This is a genomic window from Telmatospirillum siberiense (genome assembly GCF_002845745.1).
In the GTDB taxonomy this organism is placed as follows: Bacteria; Pseudomonadota; Alphaproteobacteria; order Rhodospirillales; family Magnetospirillaceae; genus Telmatospirillum; species Telmatospirillum siberiense.
Map to the genome: position 1 here is coordinate 437,102 of NZ_PIUM01000001.1, position 20,861 is coordinate 457,962.

The window sequence follows — 20,861 nt, forward strand, 5'->3', positions numbered from 1 at the left end:
GTATGTCGGGAAAACCCATGCGACGGTTGGAGTCCCCGCCTCTACGCATCCCCTTTGATTTTAGCGATGAAGTCATCGACTTGCCGGCGCAGTTCGTCGGCTTGGCCGGCCAGATGGACGGCGGCGGTGGAAATAGACCTGGCTTCGCCGCTGGTGCCGTCCGTCGCAGTCCTGACCGTTCCCACCGCTTCCGAGACGGAACTGGTGCCGACGGCCGCTTCCGCCACGTTGCGGGAGATCTCATTGGTTACCGCGTTTTGTTCCTCGACGGCTCCGGCGACGGCGGTCGAGGTTTCCTGGATCTGGCTGATGCTTCTTACAATATCGCGGATCGCCTCGGCCGCGGCGTCCGAGGTGGCGCGAATATGGGTGACCTGGGCCGCGATCTCGTCCGTGGCTTTGGCCGTTTGATTGGCGAGAGTCTTGACCTCTCCGGCGACGACGGCGAACCCCTTGCCGGCTTCACCGGCTCTGGCCGCCTCGATGGTGGCGTTCAAGGCCAGCAGATTGGTCTGGCTGGCGATGCTTTGGATCAGGGCGACGATATTGCCGATTTCCGAGGCCGCGGCGCCCAGTTCGCCGACGGTGCGATCGGTTCGCTCGGCGATGGCGACGGCTTCCGATGAAATTCGGGTGGCCGTGGCGGTTTGACGATTGATCTCGCCGAAGGATGCCGCCAGCTCTTCGGCGGCGCTGGCCACCGTCTGGACGTTGACCGAGGCCTCTTCCGCGGCTGCGGCGGAGGTCAGCGCTTGTTCGGCGGTCATTTCGGCGGTGCCCAGCAATGTCCTCGCGTTGGTTTGCAGCTGTTCCGAGGCGGACGAGACGTTTTGGACGATGCGGCGGACGTTATCCTCGGCGAAGCGCAGGGCCTCGTGGTCGCGTTCGGCCATCAGTTCGAGCGAATGGTTGATGGTCAAGGCATAACGGGAGAAATCCCCGCGCAGGCCGGTCGGCACGATCTTGCGGTAATATTGCCGTTGATTGGCCTTTCCCATGGCCGCCTGAGCTTCGCGGCAGAAAGCCTCGGTCAGGTCGAGAAGGCGGTTGATGTTGCGCAGCATCGCCCCCATGTTGCCGGTTCCGCGAATTCCGTGGATGCGGACCCCCAATTTTCCTTGCGCCGCCGCCGCGCAGACGGCCATGGCCTTTTCGATGCTGGCGTTGGCGCGCGTGAGGTTTTTGAGGAGCACGAGCGTCGGGACCAGGATGACCAGGGCGGACGCCGCGGCCACCCATTGCTGGAGAAGTCCGCATCCGGCCATCTGCAATATGCAAAGGCCGAGGGTGATCTTGCCGCAGAGAAGGGCTTTAGAGACTGAGGACAAATTCGTCATAATTCTTTCCCTCGCCCTTCAGGACCTCGTTCAGCAGACGCGATGATGCCTCAAGACCATCCTTGCTGCTGGCGTGGCTGCGTTCGGCATCGAACAATTTTTTATAAAGCGGTTCCAATTTCTTGATCACGTCGCGGCGTGGCACCCGGCGATTGGAATGGTAGCCGATGATGTCACCATTCGGATCGAGGTCGGGGGTGACATGGGCGAAGACCCAGTAATGATCTCCGTTTTTCGCCAGATTATTAATATAGACGAAAACCTCTTCGCCGTGTCCCAGCATGTCCCACATCAGCTTGAACAGACAGCGGGGTGTATCGGGGTGGCGCACGATGCTGTGCGGCTGTCCTTTTGCCTCGGTTTCGGTATAACCGGAGACGCCGATAAAAACGTCGTTCACATAGGTGATCCGACCGGTCTTGTCGGTTTTGCTGACGATCAGTTCGTTTTCGGGAAAGGTTTTTTCACGACCTGTCATCGGACGGCTTTCCTGCGCCATGGGGTTCCCTCGATGCTGGTGACGTCTGGGACCGGCGCACGAAGCGCAGGCTCATGTCCGATGTAATCCAGGGAGACGTTGCCGGCAGTCCCGGAATGGGGACCTCTATGCAAATAATTATCCGTTGATAACAGTTGTGCCGTGAATGATGATGCGGGGCACCACGGGGCCATGTCGTCGGAGACGCTTCTGTTACGGATACTCTAGTGGGCCAACTTATTGAAGTGTGGTGAAAATCTGACGGATGGCGGGGGCACCATCCGTCAGATTTTCACCACTAGGTGGACGGGGTCTGGATGACGACGCCGTACCAGCCCAGGCCCTTGTAGGTTTCATAGCCCGGCGTCAAGGCGTAGCCGATGGTGCGTCCCGCGTCGTCGACATAGTCGCCTTGATCTCTGCCCGAGGTCGACAGGGGAAGGATCTCGGTGAGAATGCCGGTATCGTTCGAGGCCGCGATCACGCGGTGGTTCTGGTCGACCAGCAGGCAGCGGGTGAAGGCCGCCTCGGCTTTGGTAAGACGGACGTTTTTCACGATGGTCTGCGCCTGCGGCTGCCAATCGAAGAAAACACCGAGAACACCCAGAATCTTGCCGTTGACGTCGCCGCCCTCGCGGATGGCGGTGGAATAGGTGGCGACCAGGGCATTGTTCAGCGCCGGATTGGCGGCGACATCGGCCACGGCGTAGTCGGTGCCGTCGCGTGTGTTCATCGCGTCGCGGAACCAGGCCTGTTGACTGACGTCCGAATTGACGACCCGGGGATAGCGGTCGGGTCGTCCGCTGGCTCTGACGCGTCCGTTGGTGTCGACGATCCAGAGATCCAGATAGACCGTGTAGGAATCGAGGATGACGGCGAGGCGTTTACTGGCGAAGGCGGCGGCATCATCCCGGCCCAGGCAATCCACCACGGCCGAATCGGTCGCCCACCACCGGACGTCGCAGGAGCGTTCGTAGAGATTTCGGTCGATGATTTCGATCATGTTGAGGGCGAGGTCGGTCAGCCGCGAGCCGCGCAACTGCTGGATCAGCGATTCTCCCACCTCGGTGAGGTCGCGGATGGTGCCGGCAAGTTCGCGTTCCAGCGATTGGGTGATTTTTGAAATATCGTCGGAGACGTTCTTGACCTCGTTGGCGACCACGGCGAACCCGCGTCCCAATTCTCCGGCCCGGGTGGCTTCGATCAGCGCGTTGAGGGAAAGAATGCGCGTTGTGCTGGTGACTTTTTTGATGGCGAGGATTTTTTCCCTGGCGACGGAATCGACCGCATGGGTGAGTTCCAGGATTTGTTCCGCGTCCGCCATGATATCCCCGACCTGTCTAATTTTTAGACATATGACTTAAGTGAGTATCATGTAGGCATTTTTGCCGGGGATGCAAGGCGGGCGTATGACGGGCGATGTGATCCCGTTAAGCCGAATGTCTCGCGAAAAAGCGCTTCGGCCCTGGAAAATGCCCAGAATTCCTTGTCTGGAAGACGAGCAATGGAAGGATGAAAGATCAACGGAGGGTGAGGTTAACCCCCTTATTTTCGGCCCAGGGCAAGGTCGAGATCCGTGAATGCCTAACGGTCGGCACCCGAAAAAATCAGGGCCGTCGTACCCTCGGCCGGCCGGCTGAGCAGTCCGGCCAGTCCGGCGGTACCGGTGGCCGAGGCTGGAATGGCGGTATGCGTTCCGGCCAGGCGATAAGCCTCGGCGACGGCGGCCTCGGTGGCCACCACCGGGTTGCCGCCGCTGTTTCGCATGGCCTCGGCGATGGCCCACCAGTCGTAGGTTTCATCGTCCAGGATGCCGTGGGCCAGACTGTGCGGCGTGGCTTCCCACGGCCACATGAAACGCGACTTGTGTCCGGCGGCGTCGGTCAGATTGCCGGGGCCCAATTTCTCCCAGGCGCGGGCGAGGGGGGCGCAGCCTTCGGTCTGCACGGCCATGAGCCGGGGCGGCCGGGCGATGACGCCGGCCTTGGCGGCAATGGCGAAACCCTGGCCGAGGGCACTGGCCAGGGCGCCGCCGCCGACCTGGATGAACAGGGTATCGACCTGGGCGTCGGCGTCGCGGAAGGTCTCGGCCATTTCGAAGGCCAGCGTCCGGCCGCCCTCAATGGCCAGGCCGTTGTCCGGTCCCTGGACGCCGAAGGGAATGGCGCCATCGGCCACGGCGCGGCGGAAGGCGTGGTAACAGGGGTCGCCGGCTTCGTCGTCCCGGCGTTCGCAGACGGTGATGGCGGCACCCAGTTCGGTCAGGCGGGCGACCACCGCCGGACTGGCATCGGGAGGGATGAAGACATCGAGCGGCCAGTCGGCGGCGCGGGCGAGGACGGCGGCGGCCAGGGCCGCGTTGCCGCAGGAGGCGATGGCCAGCCGGCGGGAAGCCAAGCCCTCGCCGGCTGGCCGGCCGGCGGCGGCCAATACCTTGAGATAGAGCATGACCCCCATCAGATGCCGGGCTTTGTGCGAGCCGGCGACGTTGCCGGTCTCGTCCTTCACCCAGAGGACGCCCCGGCAGCCGGCCGCTTCGGCCAGTGCCGGCTGCGGCGCCATGGGGGTGAGGCGAAAACCCCGTCCGTCGACCCTGATCAGCGCCTGATCGAGCCTGCCTTCGATGTCGAACCAGGCTTCATCGGAAAGCCCCCAGGCAAGGGCCAGGCGATAGGGGGAAAGCAGGGTGCGATAGCGCAGGAACGGATCGTCTTCGAAGCCGGAGACGAAGCCCGGAATATCGGCCGGAACCAGCAGATGGTCGATGTCGTCCGGGATCTGGCCCGAGCCTGGACAGCGGAAGGGCAGTTGCCGGGCGGCATCCACCTTCGCGCCGCAACCGTGACAGACGAAATCCGCGTTAGTCATGTCTCAATGCCCTGTCAAAAGGAAACGCAAATAATCGTGAATTTTTCCTCACCCTTGTTTTCGCGCACAGGCGCCCACAAAGCCCTCTCCCACAAGGGGAGAGGGAATACTTTTATTTTCACGCGTCTTTTAAGCGCCCAGGCGGGTGGCGGCGCCGCTTTTCGCGTTGAAGTCGGCGATCATGGCGTCCCAGGCCGGAACCAGGTCGAGCAGATTGTCCCAGAAGGCGGGCTTGAGCCGGGCGGTGAAATCCTCCAGCGAGACGCCCTGCTGTTCGACCCAGGTGAAATAGCCGAGGTTGAAGATCCGCTTGCGGTCGAGATGGGTCAATTCCAGCAGATTGTCCGTGGCGGCGGCGGCCAGGGATTGCCCCCAGACCTCGCCGGCGGTCACCGCGTCGAAGCGGTTGCCGAAATATTTGGCCGTCGCCTTGCGGATCTCGCTGCCGTACATCGCCCCGCCGTCGGTGGCGACGGTGAGGATGACGTCGTCGGAGCCGAGATCGAAATATTTGGCGGTCTTGATGGCGGCCAGCATATTGCACAGGCCCGACAGACCCAGATTGCCCAACTGGGCGACCAGGGTGGGATCGATCCCCTTGCGTTCGATCAGATATTTGCGGCCCTCGTCGGTGTTGAAGAGGACGAACAGGGTATCGGTCGAATGATCGGAGATCGCGGCGACCAGGTCGGTGTTCATCACATTGTGGATGTAAGGCACATGCTTGTCGCCGATGCCCTGAATGTTGTGTTCACCAAAGCCGTTGGAGAGCAGCGTCGGGCATTCGGCGGCTTCCACCGCGACGATCTTCGAGCCCAGGGCCTTCTTCAGATGGTCGCCGGCGGCCAGGGTGCCGCCCGAACCCGAGGCCGAGACGTAAGCCGCCAGCCGGCTTCCCGGACGGCCCTTGGCCAGGGCGCCGTACAGCGTTTCCAGGGCGGCGCCGGTCACCGTGCGGTGGACGAGGTAATTCCCGAACTCGCAGAACTGGTTGAAGATGATGTTGTTGGGATCGCGATCCAGCGCGGCGCAGGTGTCGTAGATTTCCTTGACGTTGCTCTCGGAGCCGGGCGTGCGGACGATGTCGGACGGGTCGTTCACCCACTTGTCCAGCCAGTCGAAGCGTTCCTTGCTCATGTTTTCGGGCAGCACGGCGACGCCGCGGCAGCCCAGGATCTTCGAGATGGCGACGCCGCCCCGACAATAGTTGCCGGTCGACGGCCAGATCGCCCGGTGATGCGTCGGGTCGAACTGCCCGGTCACCACCCGCGGCACCAGGCAGCCATAAGCGGCCAGCACCTTGTGCGCATGGATCATCGGGAAGCGGTTGCCCAGCGCCAGGACGATGCGGGCCTTGACGCCGGTCAGCTCGGAGGGCAGCTCGATATGGCCGGGAACCTCGGCGAGGCCGGTGCGCTCGGCATCGTTGAACCAGTGCACGCGGAACAGGTTGAGCGGATGGGGGCCATCCGGATCGACATCCTTGAGCTTGGCCTTGATTGCCGCGGGGATGGAGGAGGGAGCCTTCAACTGGCCGATGGTCGGCAGCAGTACGCCGGCCTCGCGGAAACGCGCCAGCGTCCGCTCATAAACATCGGCATCGACCACCGTGCGTTCGAGCCCTAGACGCGCCATAGTATTACCCTTTCCCGTTGAAACGATCGTTGCATCACAATGCCGCCATGCGGCTCCACAAATCTTTCGACAGCCGCTCCGCCGCCTCGGCGATGGCTTGGGCCGATCCTTGCACCAGATCGCCGTCGGTGACCACCAGACGGCCATCCACCACCACGTGACGGACGCGGCCCCGTTCCCGGACGACCACGTCGCCCAGCGCGCCGGGCGCCAGATCCCCGGGCCGGGTTCCGAACCGTTCGGCGACCAGCGTCCGCCCGGCGGCCAGCCGTCCGGCGGTTCCCGGGTCGGCGTGCAGGGCGGCCAGCCGGTCGAGCGCGGCTTGTTCCTCGGCCATGTCGGCGTCCCAGCCGTCGGTCCCCAGCGCCACCTTGCCGCTGGCCGACAGCGTCTTGGCATAGCCCACGCGGTTGCCCTCGTTGGAGCGGGGATTGTGGACCAGCCAGCAATTCCGCGACTGGGCGAAACCCACCTGCTCGGCGTCGAGATGAACGCCGTGCGCCAGGATGGATCCGGGGATCAAGGCGTCCAGCGACGCCAGGCGTTCCAGCGGTCCCTGGAAGCCGCGGGCGCGGGCGTCCTCGACATCGGCCAGATCCTCGGCCACATGGACGTGCAAGACGGTGCCCAGGTCGCGGGCGAGATCGCCGGCCTCCCGGATCGTCTCGTCGGAGACGGTGAAGCCGGCATGCAGGCCGACCAGCGGCCGGATCAGGCGCGAGGGGGAGATCCGGCGGCATTCGTCGAGGCCCCGGCGTGCTTCCTCGCGGCCGAAATTGCGCTCGGTGGCGCCGTAGCAGAGCATGGCGCGCATGCCTCGCCGTTGGCAGGTCTCCGCCAGGATGCCCAGGGATCCCTCGATCAGATCGGGCGATTCGTGATGATCGATCAGCGTCGTGGTGCCGGCCAGCAACGCCCGCGTCACATAATCCTCGGCGGCGGCGGCGAGGCTTTCGGCGTCGAGCGCCCGGTCGAGCCGCCACCACACCTTTTCCAGGATCTGGAGGAAGTTCCGGGGGGCCTCGGCGGGGGCCGGCATCCCATAGCGGGCCAGGCCGCTGTAGAGATGGGTATGCGCGCAGACGGCGCCCGGCGCGATCTCGCCTTCGGGACAGGCCAGGCGGGTGGCGAATTCCGGAACGTCCTCGCTGACCAGCCCGTCGACCACCGAAACGCTGCGGCCGAGGCGGTCGGGCCCAATGAGCAGAGTCCCCGGTTTCGACGGGTCCGGGCGCCGCTCGGATTCGGGTGCGTCGCTCAATGCCATTGATCCCGGTCGGCGTCGGGAATGCGCCCGACGTTGATGGCTTTGGCCGCCGGGGAGTCCTTCATCGGCAGGCGCATGTGGCGGGTTCCGTCGAAGGCTTCCAGGGCGGCGGCCACCGCTCCGGCGGTGGGGACCAGGCCGATCTCGCCGACCCCCTTGGCACCGAACGGTCCCTCGGGTTCGTGCTCCTCCACCAGGATGACCTCGACCTCGGGCATGTGCTGGGCGCGGAGCACGCCGATCTCGCGCAGCTTGTGGGTCACCGGCAAGCCGTCCTTGCAGGGGAGCTCCTCGGTCAGGGCGTAGCCCAGGCCCATATGCACGGCGCCCTGGATCTGCGCCTCGCACTGCTGGGGATTGAGGGCTCGGCCGACGTCATGGGCGGCGATCACCCTCTCGACCTTGCCCGTCTCGTCGAGGATGACCACCTGGGTGGCCCAGCCGAAGGCGGTATGGGTCTTGATCTTGCCGTTCTTGGTCTGTCCCGGCGCGGTGGTGTCGTCGATCTTGGTCTCGCCCTCGTAGATCCGGCCGACCAGATCGGGAAGACGAAGGCCGGCGTCGAGGTCGGCCTTCAGCCTGGTCGCCGCGTCGATCACCGAGCGTCCGGCCAGCAGGGTGCCGCGCGAGCCGGTGGTCTGGCCCGTTCCCACTTCGAAACGGCTGTTGACCTGCGGACGGAACAGCGAAGCCGGCAGACCCGTCACCTCGACGGCGCATTGGATCAGGATGGTGAGCAATCCCTGGCCCATTTCAGTGAAGCCGGTGTAGAGGCCGATGGAGCCATCGGTTTCGATGGTCAGGCGGCATTTGCCGAACTCGATGGCGCCATTGCCGATACCGGAATTTTTCACCGCGCAGGCGATGCCGACGGCGCGGCCCGTGGCGCGGGCGGCGTAATAGCTGTCCTTGACGGCGAGCAGGGTCTTCTCAAGGCCGACCGATTTTTCGAGAATCTGGCCGCTGGTGAAGACGTCGCCGACGCGCACCCCGTTGCGCCAGCGCATCTCCCAGCCGTCGATGCCGACCTTGGCGGCCAGCATGTCGAGGCAGCCTTCGATGGCGAAGCTGGTCTGGTTGACCCCGAAGCCGCGCATGGCGCCGCAGGGCGGGTTGTTGGTATAGGCCGCCGTCGCCTTCAGCGACAGGGCCGGAATCCGATAGGGGCCGCAGGCGTGGCCGGCGGCGCGTTCCAGCACTTTGCCGCCTACCGAGGCATAGGCGCCCGAATCCCCCAGGAGATCGACCTCCGCCGCGGTCAGCCGGCCTTCCGCGTCGCAGCCGACCCGGTAATGCATGGTGATCGGATGACGCTTGGGATGCATGCGCACCGAATCCTCGCGCGAAAGCGCCAGGCGGACCGGCCGGTTGGTCAGATGGGCCAGGAGCGCCGTCTGGGCCTGGATGGTCATGTCCTCCTTGCCGCCGAAACCGCCGCCGTTGGGCACCAGTTCGACGAAAACCCGGTCCTCGGGCACGCCCAGGACCGCCGCCACATGGCGCCGATCGTCGAAGATGCCCTGGCTTTGCGTGTAGAAATGCAGGCGCCCGTCGGGCAGGGGAACGGCGAAGGCGGCCTCGGGCTCAAGGAACAGATGTTCGATGCGCTGGGTCTGCCAGGTGCCGGAGACCACATGGGCGGAGGCGGCCAGGACGGCTTTCGTGTCGCCCCGCGTGATCTCGGTCACCGACAGGACGTTGTCGTGCTTGGGGTTGACCTGCGGAGCGGCGGGTTCGATGGCCCGCCTGGGATCGAGCACCGGAGGAAGGACCTCGTACTCGACCTCGACCAGTTGCGCGGCTTGCCGCGCCGTCCGGCGGTCGACGGCGGCGACGGCGGCCAGGACGTCGCCGACATAGCGGACTTCCTCGCCCTCGGCGACGAAGCAGGGCCAATCCTTGTAGATCTGCCCGACCCAGCGGTCGCCGGGCACGTCCTTGGCGGTGGCGACGCGAACCACGCCGGGCAGGGCCAAGGCCTTCGAGGTGTCGATGCGCAGCACGCGGGCGCGGGCGTGGGCCGAAAAGGTCACGGCGCCATAGAGCATTCCGGGCGCTTCCAGGTCGTTGACGAAGGGGCGGGTGCCCAGCGTCAGTTCGGCGCCCTGATAGCGCTTGAGCCGGGAGCCGACGCCGCCGTCCTCGACGGTGGCCGGCAGGCCGCCGCCGCGTTTGGCGGCATTGATCAGCTGCACCGCGTCGATGATTTTCACATAGCCGGTGCACCGGCAGAGATGGCCGTCCAGCGCGCGGGCGATCTCGTCGCGCTCCAGCGGCCGGTCCTGATCCGTCAGATGCTTGATGCGCAGGACCAGGCCCGGCGTGCAGAAGCCGCATTGCAGGCCCGCCGCGGCCTGGAAGGCGTCGGCATAAAGCTGACGTTCGTTCCCGGAGACGCCCTCCAGCGTGGTGATGGAACGCCCCTCCACCTGCTCGACCTTGATCGAACAGGTCACCTTCGGCAGGCCGTCGATCAGGGCCAGGCAGCAGCCGCATTCCTTCTGCGGCGCGCATCCATCCTTCAGCGACTTCAGCTTGAAGCGTTCACGCAGCACTTCGAGCAGCGACAGATCTCCAGGCACGTGGATCTCGCGAAGTTCGCCGTTCAGGGTGAAACGGACGGTCTTGGTGGTTGACATAAACGGTGTCCTTAAAGGTCGAAATCGCCGAAATCATCATGCAGCTGTTCGCTGCGATGCAGACGCTGTTGCGCGGCCTCGCCCAGGGCGAGCGCCGCTCCCGAGCATAGATAGTTTAGCAGGCTGATGCCGGCGACATAGGAATCGAAAAGGCTGGCCCCGCGGTTGAGGCAGCGGAAGCTGACCTTCGCCCATTGGGTCAGTTCGCCCAGCGACGGATCGCCGATCAACAGGACCGGCGTGCCGGCGCCGTCGGCATGTTTCAAGATTTTTCCCAGCACCGGTGGCCGCCGCCGGAAACCGAGGGCGAGCACCAGGTCCTCGGGAGACAGAACCGATAGCTCCTCGGCCACGGTCTGTCCCATGACCGGCAGCAGGCGCACGTCGTCCTTGACCTGAACCAGCAATTCGCGGGCGTAAAGGGCCAGGGCGTGGCTGTTCCTGAACCCGATGACCCAGATTCGGCGGGCCTTGGCCAAAAGCTCGATCGCCAGTTCGGTCTGACCCGGCGGGATGGTGCCCAGGGTCAAGGTCAGGCAGGTCAGATCCTGTTCCAGATGACGGCTGAGCGAGCCGCCCTGGCCAAGCGCGTCGGGCAGTTCGGCCAGGGGCGAGCCGTTCTTCCACTGGGCCCGGGCCTCCTGGCGCATTTCCTGGTAATCGGCATATCCCAGCCGGCGGACCAGCCGGGCCGTGGTGGCCTTGGAAACACCGGCGCGCGCCGCCAGTTCGGTGGCGGAATAGGCGGCCAGTTCGCTGCGCATCTCCAAAAGCACGTCGGCGATCTTCCGCTCCCCGGCGGGCAGATCGTCATATCGGTCTCGGATGGCCTGTTCCAGCGCGTCGCTCATGGCGCGATTAGAAACATATGTTTCATCATCAGGCAATATAGAAATTATCGTTTCATATTTCCGTTGACCGGAGAGCGGCCCGGTGGTTTCGTACACACTTCAGTTCGCTCGTCATTGCGAGCCGCAGGCGAAGCAATCCAGCGGTTCCCCGCATTCCTGATTGCTTCGCTTTGCTCGCAATGACGGTATCTGTTGAAGGAAACGGAAAACCATGCAGAACAACCTTCGGATCAATGGCGAGCGTCTGTCCTGGCGTTTGGCGGAACTGGCGACCAAGGGGGCCATCGAGGGGGGCGGGGTCGCCCGCCTGGCCCTTTCGGACGCCGACCGGCAGGGCCGGGATCTGGTGGTGTCCTGGATGAAGGAGCTGGGGCTGGCCGTCACCATCGACGGCGTCGGCAATGTGGTGGGCGTTCGCGCCGGGCGCGAGGACGGTCCGCTGGTGATGGCCGGCAGCCACATCGATACGGTGGCCACCGGCGGGCGCTACGACGGCAACCTGGGCGTGATGGCCGGCCTTGAGGTGATCGCCACCCTGAACGAGGCGGGGATCGTCACCAGGCGCCCGCTGGCGGTGGCCTTCTTCACCAACGAGGAGGGCTCGCGCTTCCAGCCCGACATGCTGGGCAGTCTGGTCTATGTCGGCGATCTGCCCCTGACGCAGGCCCTGGCGACGCCGGCCATCGACGGGGCCCGCCTGGGCGACGAGCTGACCCGCATCGGCTATGCCGGTCCGGCGCCGGTCGGCAAGCCCGGCGTGCATTCCTATGTCGAACTGCATGTCGAACAGGGGCCGGTGCTGGAGGCCGAGGGCTTCACCATCGGGGCGGTCGAAGGGGTGCAGGGGATTTCCTGGACCGAATTCACCATTTCCGGGCAATCCAACCATGCCGGCACCACGCCGATGCGGCTTCGTCACGACGCCGGCTACGCGGCCGCCGAGATCGCCACCTTCGCCCGCCGGCTGGCCCGCGAGATCGGCGGCAATCAGGTGGCGACCGTCGGCGCGCTGACGCTTTCCCCCAATCTGGTCAATGTGGTCGCCGACCGGGCGCTGATGACGGTCGATCTGCGCAACACCGACGAGGCCCGCTTGCAGGAGGCCGAGAAGCGGTTGTTCGCCTTCGCCGACGAGATCGCGGCGTCGGAGGGCGTCGAAATCACCCGGCGCACCCTGGCACGCTTCGAGCCGGTGGCGTTCTCGGCCCCCCTGGTGGCGCGTGTCGAGGCCATCGCCAGGGAGTTCGACCTGCCGGTCAAGCGGCTTCCCAGCGGGGCCGGGCACGATGCCCAGATGCTGGCCCGCGTCTGTCCCGCCTGCATGATCTTCGTGCCCAGCGTCAAGGGCATCAGCCACAACGTCAAGGAATATACCGCGCCCGACGATCTGACGGCGGGCGCCGACGTGCTTTTGCGTCTGCTGCTCGAAATGGCCGAATGATGCGCACTCTGATCAAGAACGCCCAGATCGTCCGCGGCGATGGCAAGACGGCGCCCTTTTCCGGGGATGTGTTGGTCGAGGACGATGTGATCAAAGGCCTGGGGATGGTCGCTCGCACCGATGCCCAGACGGCCGATCAGGTGATCGATGCCAAGGGCCGGGCCCTTGCTCCCGGATTCACCGACACCCACAATCACGGCGCCCTGGGCGGAACCCTGCCGGGGTCCTCGGGCCTGCCGCGCGCCTGCGAGCTGGCCATCCAGGCCGGCGTGACCAGGCGCATCTGCGGCGTCGACGGTCTGTCGCCGGCTCCCGTTGCGGAAGCGCAGCGCTCGCAATACGCGGCCCAGTTGAAGCCGCTGGATGGCGCCATCGAGGGCGACTGGAGCTGGAGTTCGGTCGCCGAATTCCTGGCCTGGCACCGGGGCCGTTCTGTCACCGACATGGGCCTTTATCTCGGCCATTCGGCGGTCCGCCGCGTCGTCATGCACAATCTGGCCCGCGTCGCCACCGACACCGAGATCGCCGCCATGGCCGAGGTGGTCCGCCGCGAGGCGCCGATGACCCTCGGCCTGTCGACCGGGCTGGTCTACAACCCCGCCGTCTATTGCGACCAGCGGGAGATCACCGCCCTGGTCGGCGCCTTCAACAAGGTCAAGCCGGGCGCGTTGTTCCCCCATCTCCGATCGGAAAGCGACAATATCGTCGCCAGCCTGAAAGAGGTGGTCGAAGCCGCCGTCGACGGCGGTGGCGGCTATTGCAACGAGCATTCGAAGATCGCCGGGGCCAACAATTACGACCGCATCGGCGAGATGGAAGGCGTGCTGGCTGATGCCTCGGCCTCCATCCCCACCATGGAGAACATGTATCCCTACACGGCGGGCTCGACCACCGGCGACGCCATCTTCCCGCCGGAGATGCGCTCCGGCACCCGCGCTGAATTCCTCGCCCGCCTGGGGGATGCCGAGATGCGGCGGGCGATGTCGCACAAGATGCGCTTCGACAGCAAGAGCTGGGACAATTTTATCCATTTCTGCGGCGGCCTGGGGGGAATCCAGATCGCCGGCGTGCGGCCCGGTGTCGGCGACGCCCTTCTGGGCAAGCGCCTGAGCGATGTGGCCGCCGCGGCCGGCATCGACGACATGATGTCCGATGCCGCCTACGATGCCGTCTTCGATTTCTACAGCGCCAATGCCGGCGAGATCTCCATCATCACCCACTACGGCAACGACGCCACGGTCGAACGGTTCTTCCGGCGTCCGACGATGGCCATCTGCACCGACGGGCTGATGCCCGGCCCCGGCCAGAAACCCCATCCCAGGGCCATCGGCGCTTTCCCCAAGGCCTTGCGCATGGGCCGCGAAATGGGCATTCCGCTCGAACAGATGATCTGGCGCCTGGCCACGCTGCCCTGCCGCTTCCTCAATCTGTCCGATCCCACCTTGCGGGTCGGCGCCGACGCCTCGCTGGTCCTCTTCGATCCGGAAACGGTGGGGGAGAAGAACGACTACCTCGATCCCCTGGTCCGGCCGGCCGGCATTGACATGGTCTGGATCCACGGGCAGCGGGTGTTCGACCATGGCCAGTTCATCGTGCCGAAGCCGTTCCCCGGGCGGATCTTGACCAGTCCGTTGCGGGCTTAACCGCCATCCCTCATGGATGCCAGGTGCCGGCGGAACCACGCGGCCAGGGCCGCCTCATCGATGGTCCCGGCTGCAACGGCTTCCACCGTCTTCACGGCGTTGATCGCGTCGAATCGGAGGCGTTCCCCGTTGTCGGCCAGAAACAGGCGGGCGATCACCCAGGCTGTGCGCTTGTTGCCGTCCGTGAAGCCGTGATTTCGGGCCAACCCGTAAGCATATGCCGCCGCCAGGTCCGCGACATCCGGTTGACCATAGACGGTCAGGTTCTGGGGCCGCGCCAAAGCTGATTCGATCGCCCCCTGGTCACGGATACCTTCCAGGCCGCCATGTTCGGCCAACTGGCGGTCATGAATGGCATAAACGACATTGGAGCCGACCCAGCGCCAGCTCTTCACTTCGCCAGGGCCCGCAGGATCTCGCGGTCCTCATGCATGATTTCCTCTGCCAAGGTCATCTGGCGCTCGAAATCGGGATCATAGGGGGTCAGTCGGTAACTGCCGTCCGGAGCCTCGGTCAGATAGACGGTGTCGCCCTTCTGGACTTTGAGGCGCGCCATCGCTTCCTTGGTCAGAATGAATCCGGCGGACGCGCCGACAGTGGTGACTTTGAATGCGAGCATGAGAAATCCTCCGTATATAATAAATATTATATACGACCGGGCCCTCTTGCAAGCGACCGCGGTTATTCTCTCAAATTCTCGTAGACCGATCCGAAGGGCGCGCGGGGAAGGTAGCGTCCTCCGCCGGCTTCGGCCCGAAGGTCGCCGTCCGCCCACAGATGGCGGCCGCCGGCCACGGTGTGGACCACCGATCCCTTGAGCCGGCGGCCCTCCCAGACCGAGAAGTCGGTGTTCTGATGCTGGGTGGACGCACTGATGGTCTTGCTTTTGGCGGGATCGAGAATGGCGATGTCGGCGTCGGCGCCGATGCTCAGCGTGCCCTTGCGCGGCCAGAGATTGAAAGTCTTCGCGGCGTTCGCCGAGGTCAGGGCGACGAAGCGTTCCGGCGAAATATGCCCGCCTTCCACGCCCAATGCCCAAAGAATGTTCATGCGGTCCTCGACGCCGCCACAGCCGTTGGGGATCTTGGTGAAGTCGTCTTCGCCCAGGCGCTTTTGCGCGCGGGTGAAACAGCAATGATCGGTCCCGGTGATGCTGAGCGTGCCGGCCTCGACGGCCTTCCACAAGGCCTGGGGATGGCCGTCGGGCCGGTAGGGCGGGCTCATCACATGGCCGGCGGCGATATCGAAGTCGGGGTTCTCATAGACCGAGGCGTCGATGGCCAGGAAGCCGGGCAGGGTCTCGCCGATCACCCCGACGCCGCGCGCCTGGGCTTTTTGAATGGCTTCCGCCGCCTCCGCCGCCGAAACATGCACGACGTAAAGCGGCATCTTGAGAAGTTCGGCCATGGTGATGGCGCGCAAGGTGGCCTCGCCCTCGCATTGGGAGGGACGGGACAGCGGATGCCCCGCCGGCGCCCGGACGCCTTCGGCCCGCAGCTTGCGTTGCAGATGGGCGATCAACTCGCCGTTTTCCGCATGAACCTGGGGCAGGGCGCCCAGGTCGCGGCAGCGCAGGAAACCGGCCAGGATCTCCTCGTCGGGAAGCATCAGGCCGCCCTTGTAGGCCAGGAAGAATTTGAAGCTGGTCACGCCGTGGTCATGGACCAGGGCCGGCATTTCGGCGGCGAAACCCTCACCCCACCAGGACACGGTCATGTGGAAGCCATAGTCGATCGAGGCCTTGGCCGCCTTTTCCCGCCAGGCGGCCAGGGCGTCGAGCGGCGACTGGCCTTTGTCGGGGCCGACGAAATCGAGAATGGTGGTGGTGCCGCCGGCGGCCCCGGCGGCCGTTCCGGTGAAAAAATCGTCGGCGACCACCGTGCCCATCATCGGAAGCTGCATATGGGTATGGGGATCGATGCCACCCGGCATGACGAAACATCCCCCGGCGTCGATGACCGATGCGCCGGCCGGCGCCTCCAGGTCCCGTTCGACGGCGGCGATTCGTCCTTCGTGGCATAACAGATCGGCCCGTTGCCGCCCGCTTTCGCTGATCACGGTACCGCCCCGGATCAGAATATCGGTGGTCATGGATTTTTTCCGTTCTTCGATAAAGCTTAAAAGAGTCGAGAGCTTCAGGACGGACAAGGTAAACCACCAAGGCACCGGGATACCAAGAGGCTTTTCCGTTTCTTCGGTGAGGGAATTCCGGTCGGGCGACGGCATATGCCGGTGGCCGCCATCCGCCCCGTCCCTTATGGAGGGAACGGTTTGACAGGGCAAAGATGAAGCGGGGGAGAACTCTCCCCCGCTTCGCCGTGATCAGTTGAAGTGGTAGCCGACTTCGAAGAAGACGGCCCGCTGGACGGGGTTCGGAACGCTCGCGCTGCTGCGGGTGCCGAACTTGTTCAGCCAGTATTCGTAACCGATGCCGGCGTCGACCTTGCCCGGCTTGCCGCCGGCCATGGCGCCCACGTCGAACATCAGCTTGGGATGGGCAAGGAACTCGGTGGTGTGTCCGGCATCGTTCGAGGTTCCCTTGCCCTTGGGGCCGATCAGGTTGGCATAGCCGGTGAACTTCATCGGAACCGGGCCGATAGTGATCGGATAGAGCCAAGAGGTCTCGAATTCCGGCACGGCGTCGAAATTGTCGGCCTGACCGTTGTCATGATAGCCGTTGGTGTTCCATTCATGCGCCATATGAATGGAAATGTCCCAGAAGCCCTTGGGCAGGGCAATGGAGAACTGCGGGCCGGCGACGATCATCTTCTTGTTGGAGGCGAAGGCATCGTTCTGGGTACACCAGTCGGCGCCGATCTCAAGGCTCACGTCCTTGATCGGACCGAAGGCGAAAACCTTGGTGCCGGAAATCTTGTTGCCGCTGAAGGACGAGCGGAACAGGCCATAGAACTCGCCCGATCCCGTGCTCTTGGTACCACCGTTCTGGTAGTCGGACGCGAAGGCGTAGTTGGTTGCGTCCTGACGTGTGAACTGCTCGACGTCGAGGCTGAAGAAGTTGGCCCCGTAATCCCACTCGTCGGCATGCGACAGGTTGACCGCATGTTCCTGGACATCCTTATAGGTGCCGGGCTGCTTGTCCTGCCACAGATAGCGATAGCTGAGATAGGTGTCCGTCCACAGGAAGTCACTTGCATGCGCGGGCGCGGCAGCCATGCCCGCACAGATCGCCAACAGCGACGGCAACAGTTTTTTCAGCATATTTCATTCCCCCGTTCAGGTGAGTGCTTGAGAAATGGTCCGCGGTTCGGGAATTGCCGGAAGACCAAATTCTCCGATCACTGCCTGTTGCGGCGTCGACCGCCGAACACATCGGCTGCAGAACTTGAACTTTCCGGCATCGCAGGCCCTCCGCTCGGACCTCCGTGGGGCGGGCCTTTTAAAAACCCTCATGACCAACCCCAAACCACTGGACTAAGCCATAAGCATAGGGCGTGCCAACCGACAGAAGTTGGCGGCGGTGGAATTTTTTTGTTGAAAGACAATGGATTGCGCCACGCCGGCGACGGTGGTTCGTTTGCAGGAGAATCGACCGCGAAAGAGTGGCTAAGTTTTGCCCCATTTCCTGACCGAGTGGTCAAATTTTGTGCATATGACCACGCGGAGTGTGGGGAAGCTCGGCCTGTTTCCCCGGGTTCCGGTCTTGATGTGGCATTATTGTAACAATGTGGCAAATTGAATTGATTTTGGAAAATTTTGTTACAGTGAATCGCTTCGTTTTCTTTTTGGCAGACGATATTTTGGGGTGTCCGGAAAAAGGGTTGGGGGTGCGCTGCTTATTCTCTGGGCAGGCTTTTTGTTTCTGACGGGGATTTGGGGCGGATTTACCGAAATCTATGAAGGGTGTTGCATAAAACGCGCCAAGTTGTTTCTCTGTGCGAGAGCTTATCCGGCGGATGCCCGGCTCAAAGCCACGGCTGTCCGGCACAGTTTGTGCGTTGCTCGCATTTGAATGATAGCTGCAACCAAAACCGTCATTGCCGGACTTGATTCGGCAATCCATGATTGTGCGGACCGACTGACGTCATTGGAAGCGGCACGTGGATCCCCGGATCAAGTCCGGGCATGGCGACTTATAGTTGAACAGAAGCGCATAAATTTCCCCATGCATTGAGGGCAAAATCCGTGCCGGACAGCCGTGGCTCAAGGCCGGGTATGACGCTATTTGATTGAATTGCGCAAAAATACCGTAAGGGCGGTAACTCTGAGAGCGCATCCTAAGGTTTTAGATGACGCCCACGTTGCTGGGGGCTCAGGCGACGTTCAGCCCGGCGGACAGATAATTGACGGAACCGCTTTCGGTGACGGCGACGCGCAGCAATTCCATGAGGCGAAGCCGGGTCAGATCGACGGGCGTGTTCGCGGTGCCTTCCGTGGTGCCGGCGGGATCCGCCGGATCAAGCGTCAGGTCGAAATCCGCGCCGATATAGCGCACGCGCCCTTTGCCGCTGACCACAGTCACGGTCTGGCCGTCGAACCGGCCATACATGTGAAGCCCTTCGGGGCGTGTTTCGAACGCGAATCCGTCGCGGGCCGGGGCCTCCGCCCAGCTTTGCCGACTGCCGAAAAACAGGGGCTTGACCAGATAGGGGCCGCCATCTTCGGGGCACATGACGTCGCAGTTTCCGCATTCGTTGCAGGCGTCGGCGAAAGTGCCGATCTGGCGCGGCTTCTCAAGGTTGACCTCGCCCGACGTCTCGACAGTCCAGCCATCATCGGTGCGGCGCAAATGCTCGATGGGCAGACGCGTCGGGGCGATCGGCAGCGAGAAGTTGGCGTCGTTGGGGCAAAGCGGGATGCATTTGTCGCAGGTCAGGCAATCGAACAGGGTCAGGTGGCTGCCGATTTTTTTGGGCGGCACGCTGTTTTCGGCGGCCCGGTAACGCGGGTCGGCAAGCACGCGCGCCGCGTAGATCTCGGTGTTTTTCAGCCGCGCGGCGCCCACCCAGGCGGAGAAGGCGTCGCCCGCGGCGGCGGCCAGATCGCCGCCGTCCGCCAGGGCGTCCCGGCATTTCCGCATTTGTTCGGCGGGCAGGCCGAGCGATGCCAGCGCCGGTTCGGCCTGGCCATAGGCCTTCAGCACGAAGCCGTCGATATCGGTGGCACCCAAAGCTTCCATCCGGGCGGCGAGATCGGCGAAATATCGTTGCGCGCGGCCGTAACCGCCGACCTTAAGCAAATCGGTGCAGACGCTGACGGGTTTCAGTCCCAGGGCGACGGCATCGGCGAAGTTGGCCGCGTCGATGCCGGCCGAGAAGGAGATGGGGAAGCGGTCGCCGAAGGTTTGCCGGAATTTCTGGACCAGGCTGATGGCCAGCACATGCAGCGGCGGCCCGGAGAGATACATTTCCTTCTCGCCGGTGAAGAAATGGCGATGGTTCCTGACCAGCAGCGTGTTGGAAAATTTTACGCCGAATCCGCGGCCCAGGCGTTCGGCCAGCGTGCCCAGGCGTTCGATGATGCCCACCACCTGCTCCCAGCGGGCGTCCTTGGCGAAGGCGGCGTCGGGAACCATCAGATCGGCATAGCCAAGGCGGTCGCGCAGGATGGCGTTGAGATCCTGGCGGCCGAGCAATGTCGGATTCAGCTTCACCACCAGATGCAGGCCGGCCTCTTCCAGCAGGAAGGCGCCGATGCTCTCGATTTCCTCGGGCGGACAGCCGTGGAAGGTCGACAGGGTCAGCGTGTCGGAAAGTTTCGTCGGAAAGGCCAGGTCGCGGAAGTGGGCGAAGGCGGCGGGGATTTGGCCGCGCAACCGTTCGACAACCTCGGACGCGTCCTTCATGCCGTCCAGAAATGCGCGAACCTTGGGGGAGCGGATGCCGGCCAGGTCGTAGCCGACGCTCATATCGAAAACGGTGTCGCCGAAACCGGGCGCCAATCCTTCCGCCTTCAGCATCTCGATCAGCATCGAGGCTTTGACATATTCCTCCAGCGACTGCTTCAACGACAGTTCCTGCGACCATTCGACGTTGAAGCCGATGGTCTGCATGTCGATGCAGGGTCTGGGAATTTCCAGATCGTCTTTGATCTGGACGGTCTTCAATTCCATCACCCGGCCACCGGCGAGCCAGGCGAGAACGATATTCTGGGCCAGTTGGGTATGGGGGCCGGCGGCCGGTCCGAAGGGCGTGGAGGCCCGATGCCCATGGATCGAAACCGACAGGTCGCGCGCCGGAGCGGCCTGCACGATGCGCCGCGCCGGATAGTCGAAAATCGCCCCATTGCGTTCCAGCTCTTGAAACATGCGGGTGATCAGGACGGCAAAGGGAACGGGACGGAGTTCGACCATGAAACGGTTACCGGCTGCTTAAGTTGCGCGCATGCGGACCGGACGAGGCCCGCGATGAATGTGTGGGTGAAACGATTGTTCCATCATTTTGTGATGATGAAACGAGTGTGCCTAAAATCAGGGGAGCCCGCAACCCTCTTCAGGGCAATCGGTGAACCCGCTTGCCCTGGTTTAAATTGTTGCCCTTCAGACGCCGGGCGGCGGACATCCGTCCGCCTCGGGCTTCCTCCGCTAAAGCTTCGGGGATCGCGGTAGGGACGCTCATTGCTGAGCGCCCCCCGCACAGATCCGTACGTGCGGCTTTCCCGCATACGGCTCCCACCTCGGGTATTTGACGGCGAACCTCTGGTTCGGCCAGGGATGAAGGATGCGGGGCTTAGGTAGCCAGTCAT

The 20,861-nt window shown here is 63.9% G+C and carries 16 protein-coding genes; 2 read left to right on the forward strand and 14 right to left on the reverse strand.

What is annotated here, in order from left to right; all coding sequences use genetic code 11:
- Window positions 1–41: 41 nt before the first annotated feature.
- The 8 genes from CWS72_RS02015 to CWS72_RS02050 form a co-directional block, all read right to left on the reverse strand.
- Window positions 42–1,337 (reverse strand): methyl-accepting chemotaxis protein, encoded by a 1,296-nt coding sequence (locus tag CWS72_RS02015; protein WP_101248858.1) that lies wholly within the window; start codon window positions 1,335–1,337, stop codon window positions 42–44.
- Window positions 1,312–1,815 (reverse strand): PAS domain-containing protein, encoded by a 504-nt coding sequence (locus CWS72_RS02020; RefSeq protein ID WP_241911530.1) that lies wholly within the window; start codon window positions 1,813–1,815, stop codon window positions 1,312–1,314. Before CWS72_RS02020 ends, CWS72_RS02015 begins: the two co-directional genes overlap by 26 nt.
- A gap of 298 nt (window positions 1,816–2,113) precedes the next feature.
- A complete protein-coding gene (locus CWS72_RS02025; protein WP_101248860.1) occupies window positions 2,114–3,139 on the reverse strand; it encodes a methyl-accepting chemotaxis protein in 1,026 nt (341 codons plus the stop codon).
- 260 nt (window positions 3,140–3,399) lie between these two features.
- Window positions 3,400–4,683: a pyridoxal-phosphate dependent enzyme gene (locus CWS72_RS02030; RefSeq protein ID WP_101248861.1), complete on the reverse strand. Its 1,284-nt coding sequence runs from the start codon at window positions 4,681–4,683 to the stop codon at window positions 3,400–3,402.
- 129 nt (window positions 4,684–4,812) lie between these two features.
- Window positions 4,813–6,318 (reverse strand): pyridoxal-phosphate dependent enzyme, encoded by a 1,506-nt coding sequence (locus CWS72_RS02035; protein ID WP_101248862.1) that lies wholly within the window; start codon window positions 6,316–6,318, stop codon window positions 4,813–4,815.
- A gap of 34 nt (window positions 6,319–6,352) precedes the next feature.
- The gene (locus CWS72_RS02040) at window positions 6,353–7,579 is read right to left on the reverse strand and encodes an amidohydrolase family protein (RefSeq protein WP_199175503.1); all 1,227 of its coding nucleotides are present in this window, start codon (window positions 7,577–7,579) and stop codon (window positions 6,353–6,355) included.
- Window positions 7,576–10,224 (reverse strand): selenium-dependent xanthine dehydrogenase, encoded by a 2,649-nt coding sequence (gene xdh / locus CWS72_RS02045; RefSeq protein WP_101248864.1) that lies wholly within the window; start codon window positions 10,222–10,224, stop codon window positions 7,576–7,578. Before xdh ends, CWS72_RS02040 begins: the two co-directional genes overlap by 4 nt.
- An 11-nt stretch (window positions 10,225–10,235) precedes the next feature.
- A complete protein-coding gene (locus tag CWS72_RS02050) occupies window positions 10,236–11,075 on the reverse strand; it encodes a MurR/RpiR family transcriptional regulator (protein ID WP_101248865.1) in 840 nt (279 codons plus the stop codon).
- A 211-nt stretch (window positions 11,076–11,286) separates the two neighbouring features.
- Here CWS72_RS02050 and CWS72_RS02055 point away from each other — a divergent pair, with 211 nt between their 5' ends.
- Both CWS72_RS02055 and CWS72_RS02060 read left to right on the forward strand, forming a co-directional pair.
- Window positions 11,287–12,516: a Zn-dependent hydrolase gene (locus CWS72_RS02055; RefSeq protein WP_101248866.1), complete on the forward strand. Its 1,230-nt coding sequence runs from the start codon at window positions 11,287–11,289 to the stop codon at window positions 12,514–12,516.
- Window positions 12,513–14,159: an N-acyl-D-amino-acid deacylase family protein gene (locus CWS72_RS02060; protein ID WP_101248867.1), complete on the forward strand. Its 1,647-nt coding sequence runs from the start codon at window positions 12,513–12,515 to the stop codon at window positions 14,157–14,159. The genes CWS72_RS02055 and CWS72_RS02060 overlap by 4 nt, the downstream gene beginning before the upstream one ends.
- Here CWS72_RS02060 and CWS72_RS02065 read toward each other — a convergent pair.
- The 6 genes from CWS72_RS02065 to CWS72_RS02085 all read right to left on the reverse strand — a co-directional run bounded on the left by CWS72_RS02065 (window position 14,156) and on the right by CWS72_RS02085 (window position 20,469).
- Window positions 14,156–14,554 carry a type II toxin-antitoxin system death-on-curing family toxin gene (locus tag CWS72_RS02065; protein ID WP_101248868.1) on the reverse strand — a complete coding sequence of 133 codons (399 nt, stop codon included), beginning with the start codon at window positions 14,552–14,554 and terminating at the stop codon, window positions 14,156–14,158. The two genes, CWS72_RS02060 and CWS72_RS02065, sit on opposite strands and share 4 nt — an antisense overlap.
- A complete protein-coding gene (locus CWS72_RS02070) occupies window positions 14,551–14,778 on the reverse strand; it encodes an AbrB/MazE/SpoVT family DNA-binding domain-containing protein (protein ID WP_101248869.1) in 228 nt (75 codons plus the stop codon). The genes CWS72_RS02065 and CWS72_RS02070 overlap by 4 nt, the downstream gene beginning before the upstream one ends.
- 62 nt (window positions 14,779–14,840) lie before the next feature.
- Entirely contained in the window at window positions 14,841–16,250 is a 1,410-nt protein-coding gene (gene hydA / locus CWS72_RS02075) for a dihydropyrimidinase (protein ID WP_101248870.1), read from the reverse strand.
- A 231-nt stretch (window positions 16,251–16,481) separates the two neighbouring features.
- Window positions 16,482–17,378: a hypothetical protein gene (locus CWS72_RS02080; protein WP_101248871.1), complete on the reverse strand. Its 897-nt coding sequence runs from the start codon at window positions 17,376–17,378 to the stop codon at window positions 16,482–16,484.
- Between the two features lie 376 nt (window positions 17,379–17,754).
- Window positions 17,755–18,180 carry a hypothetical protein gene (locus CWS72_RS27315; RefSeq protein ID WP_146002593.1) on the reverse strand — a complete coding sequence of 142 codons (426 nt, stop codon included), beginning with the start codon at window positions 18,178–18,180 and terminating at the stop codon, window positions 17,755–17,757.
- A gap of 249 nt (window positions 18,181–18,429) precedes the next feature.
- On the reverse strand, window positions 18,430–20,469 hold the full coding sequence (locus CWS72_RS02085) for a glutamate synthase (RefSeq protein WP_101248872.1): 2,040 nt from the start codon (window positions 20,467–20,469) through the stop codon (window positions 18,430–18,432).
- Between the last annotated feature and the right edge of the window lie 392 nt (window positions 20,470–20,861).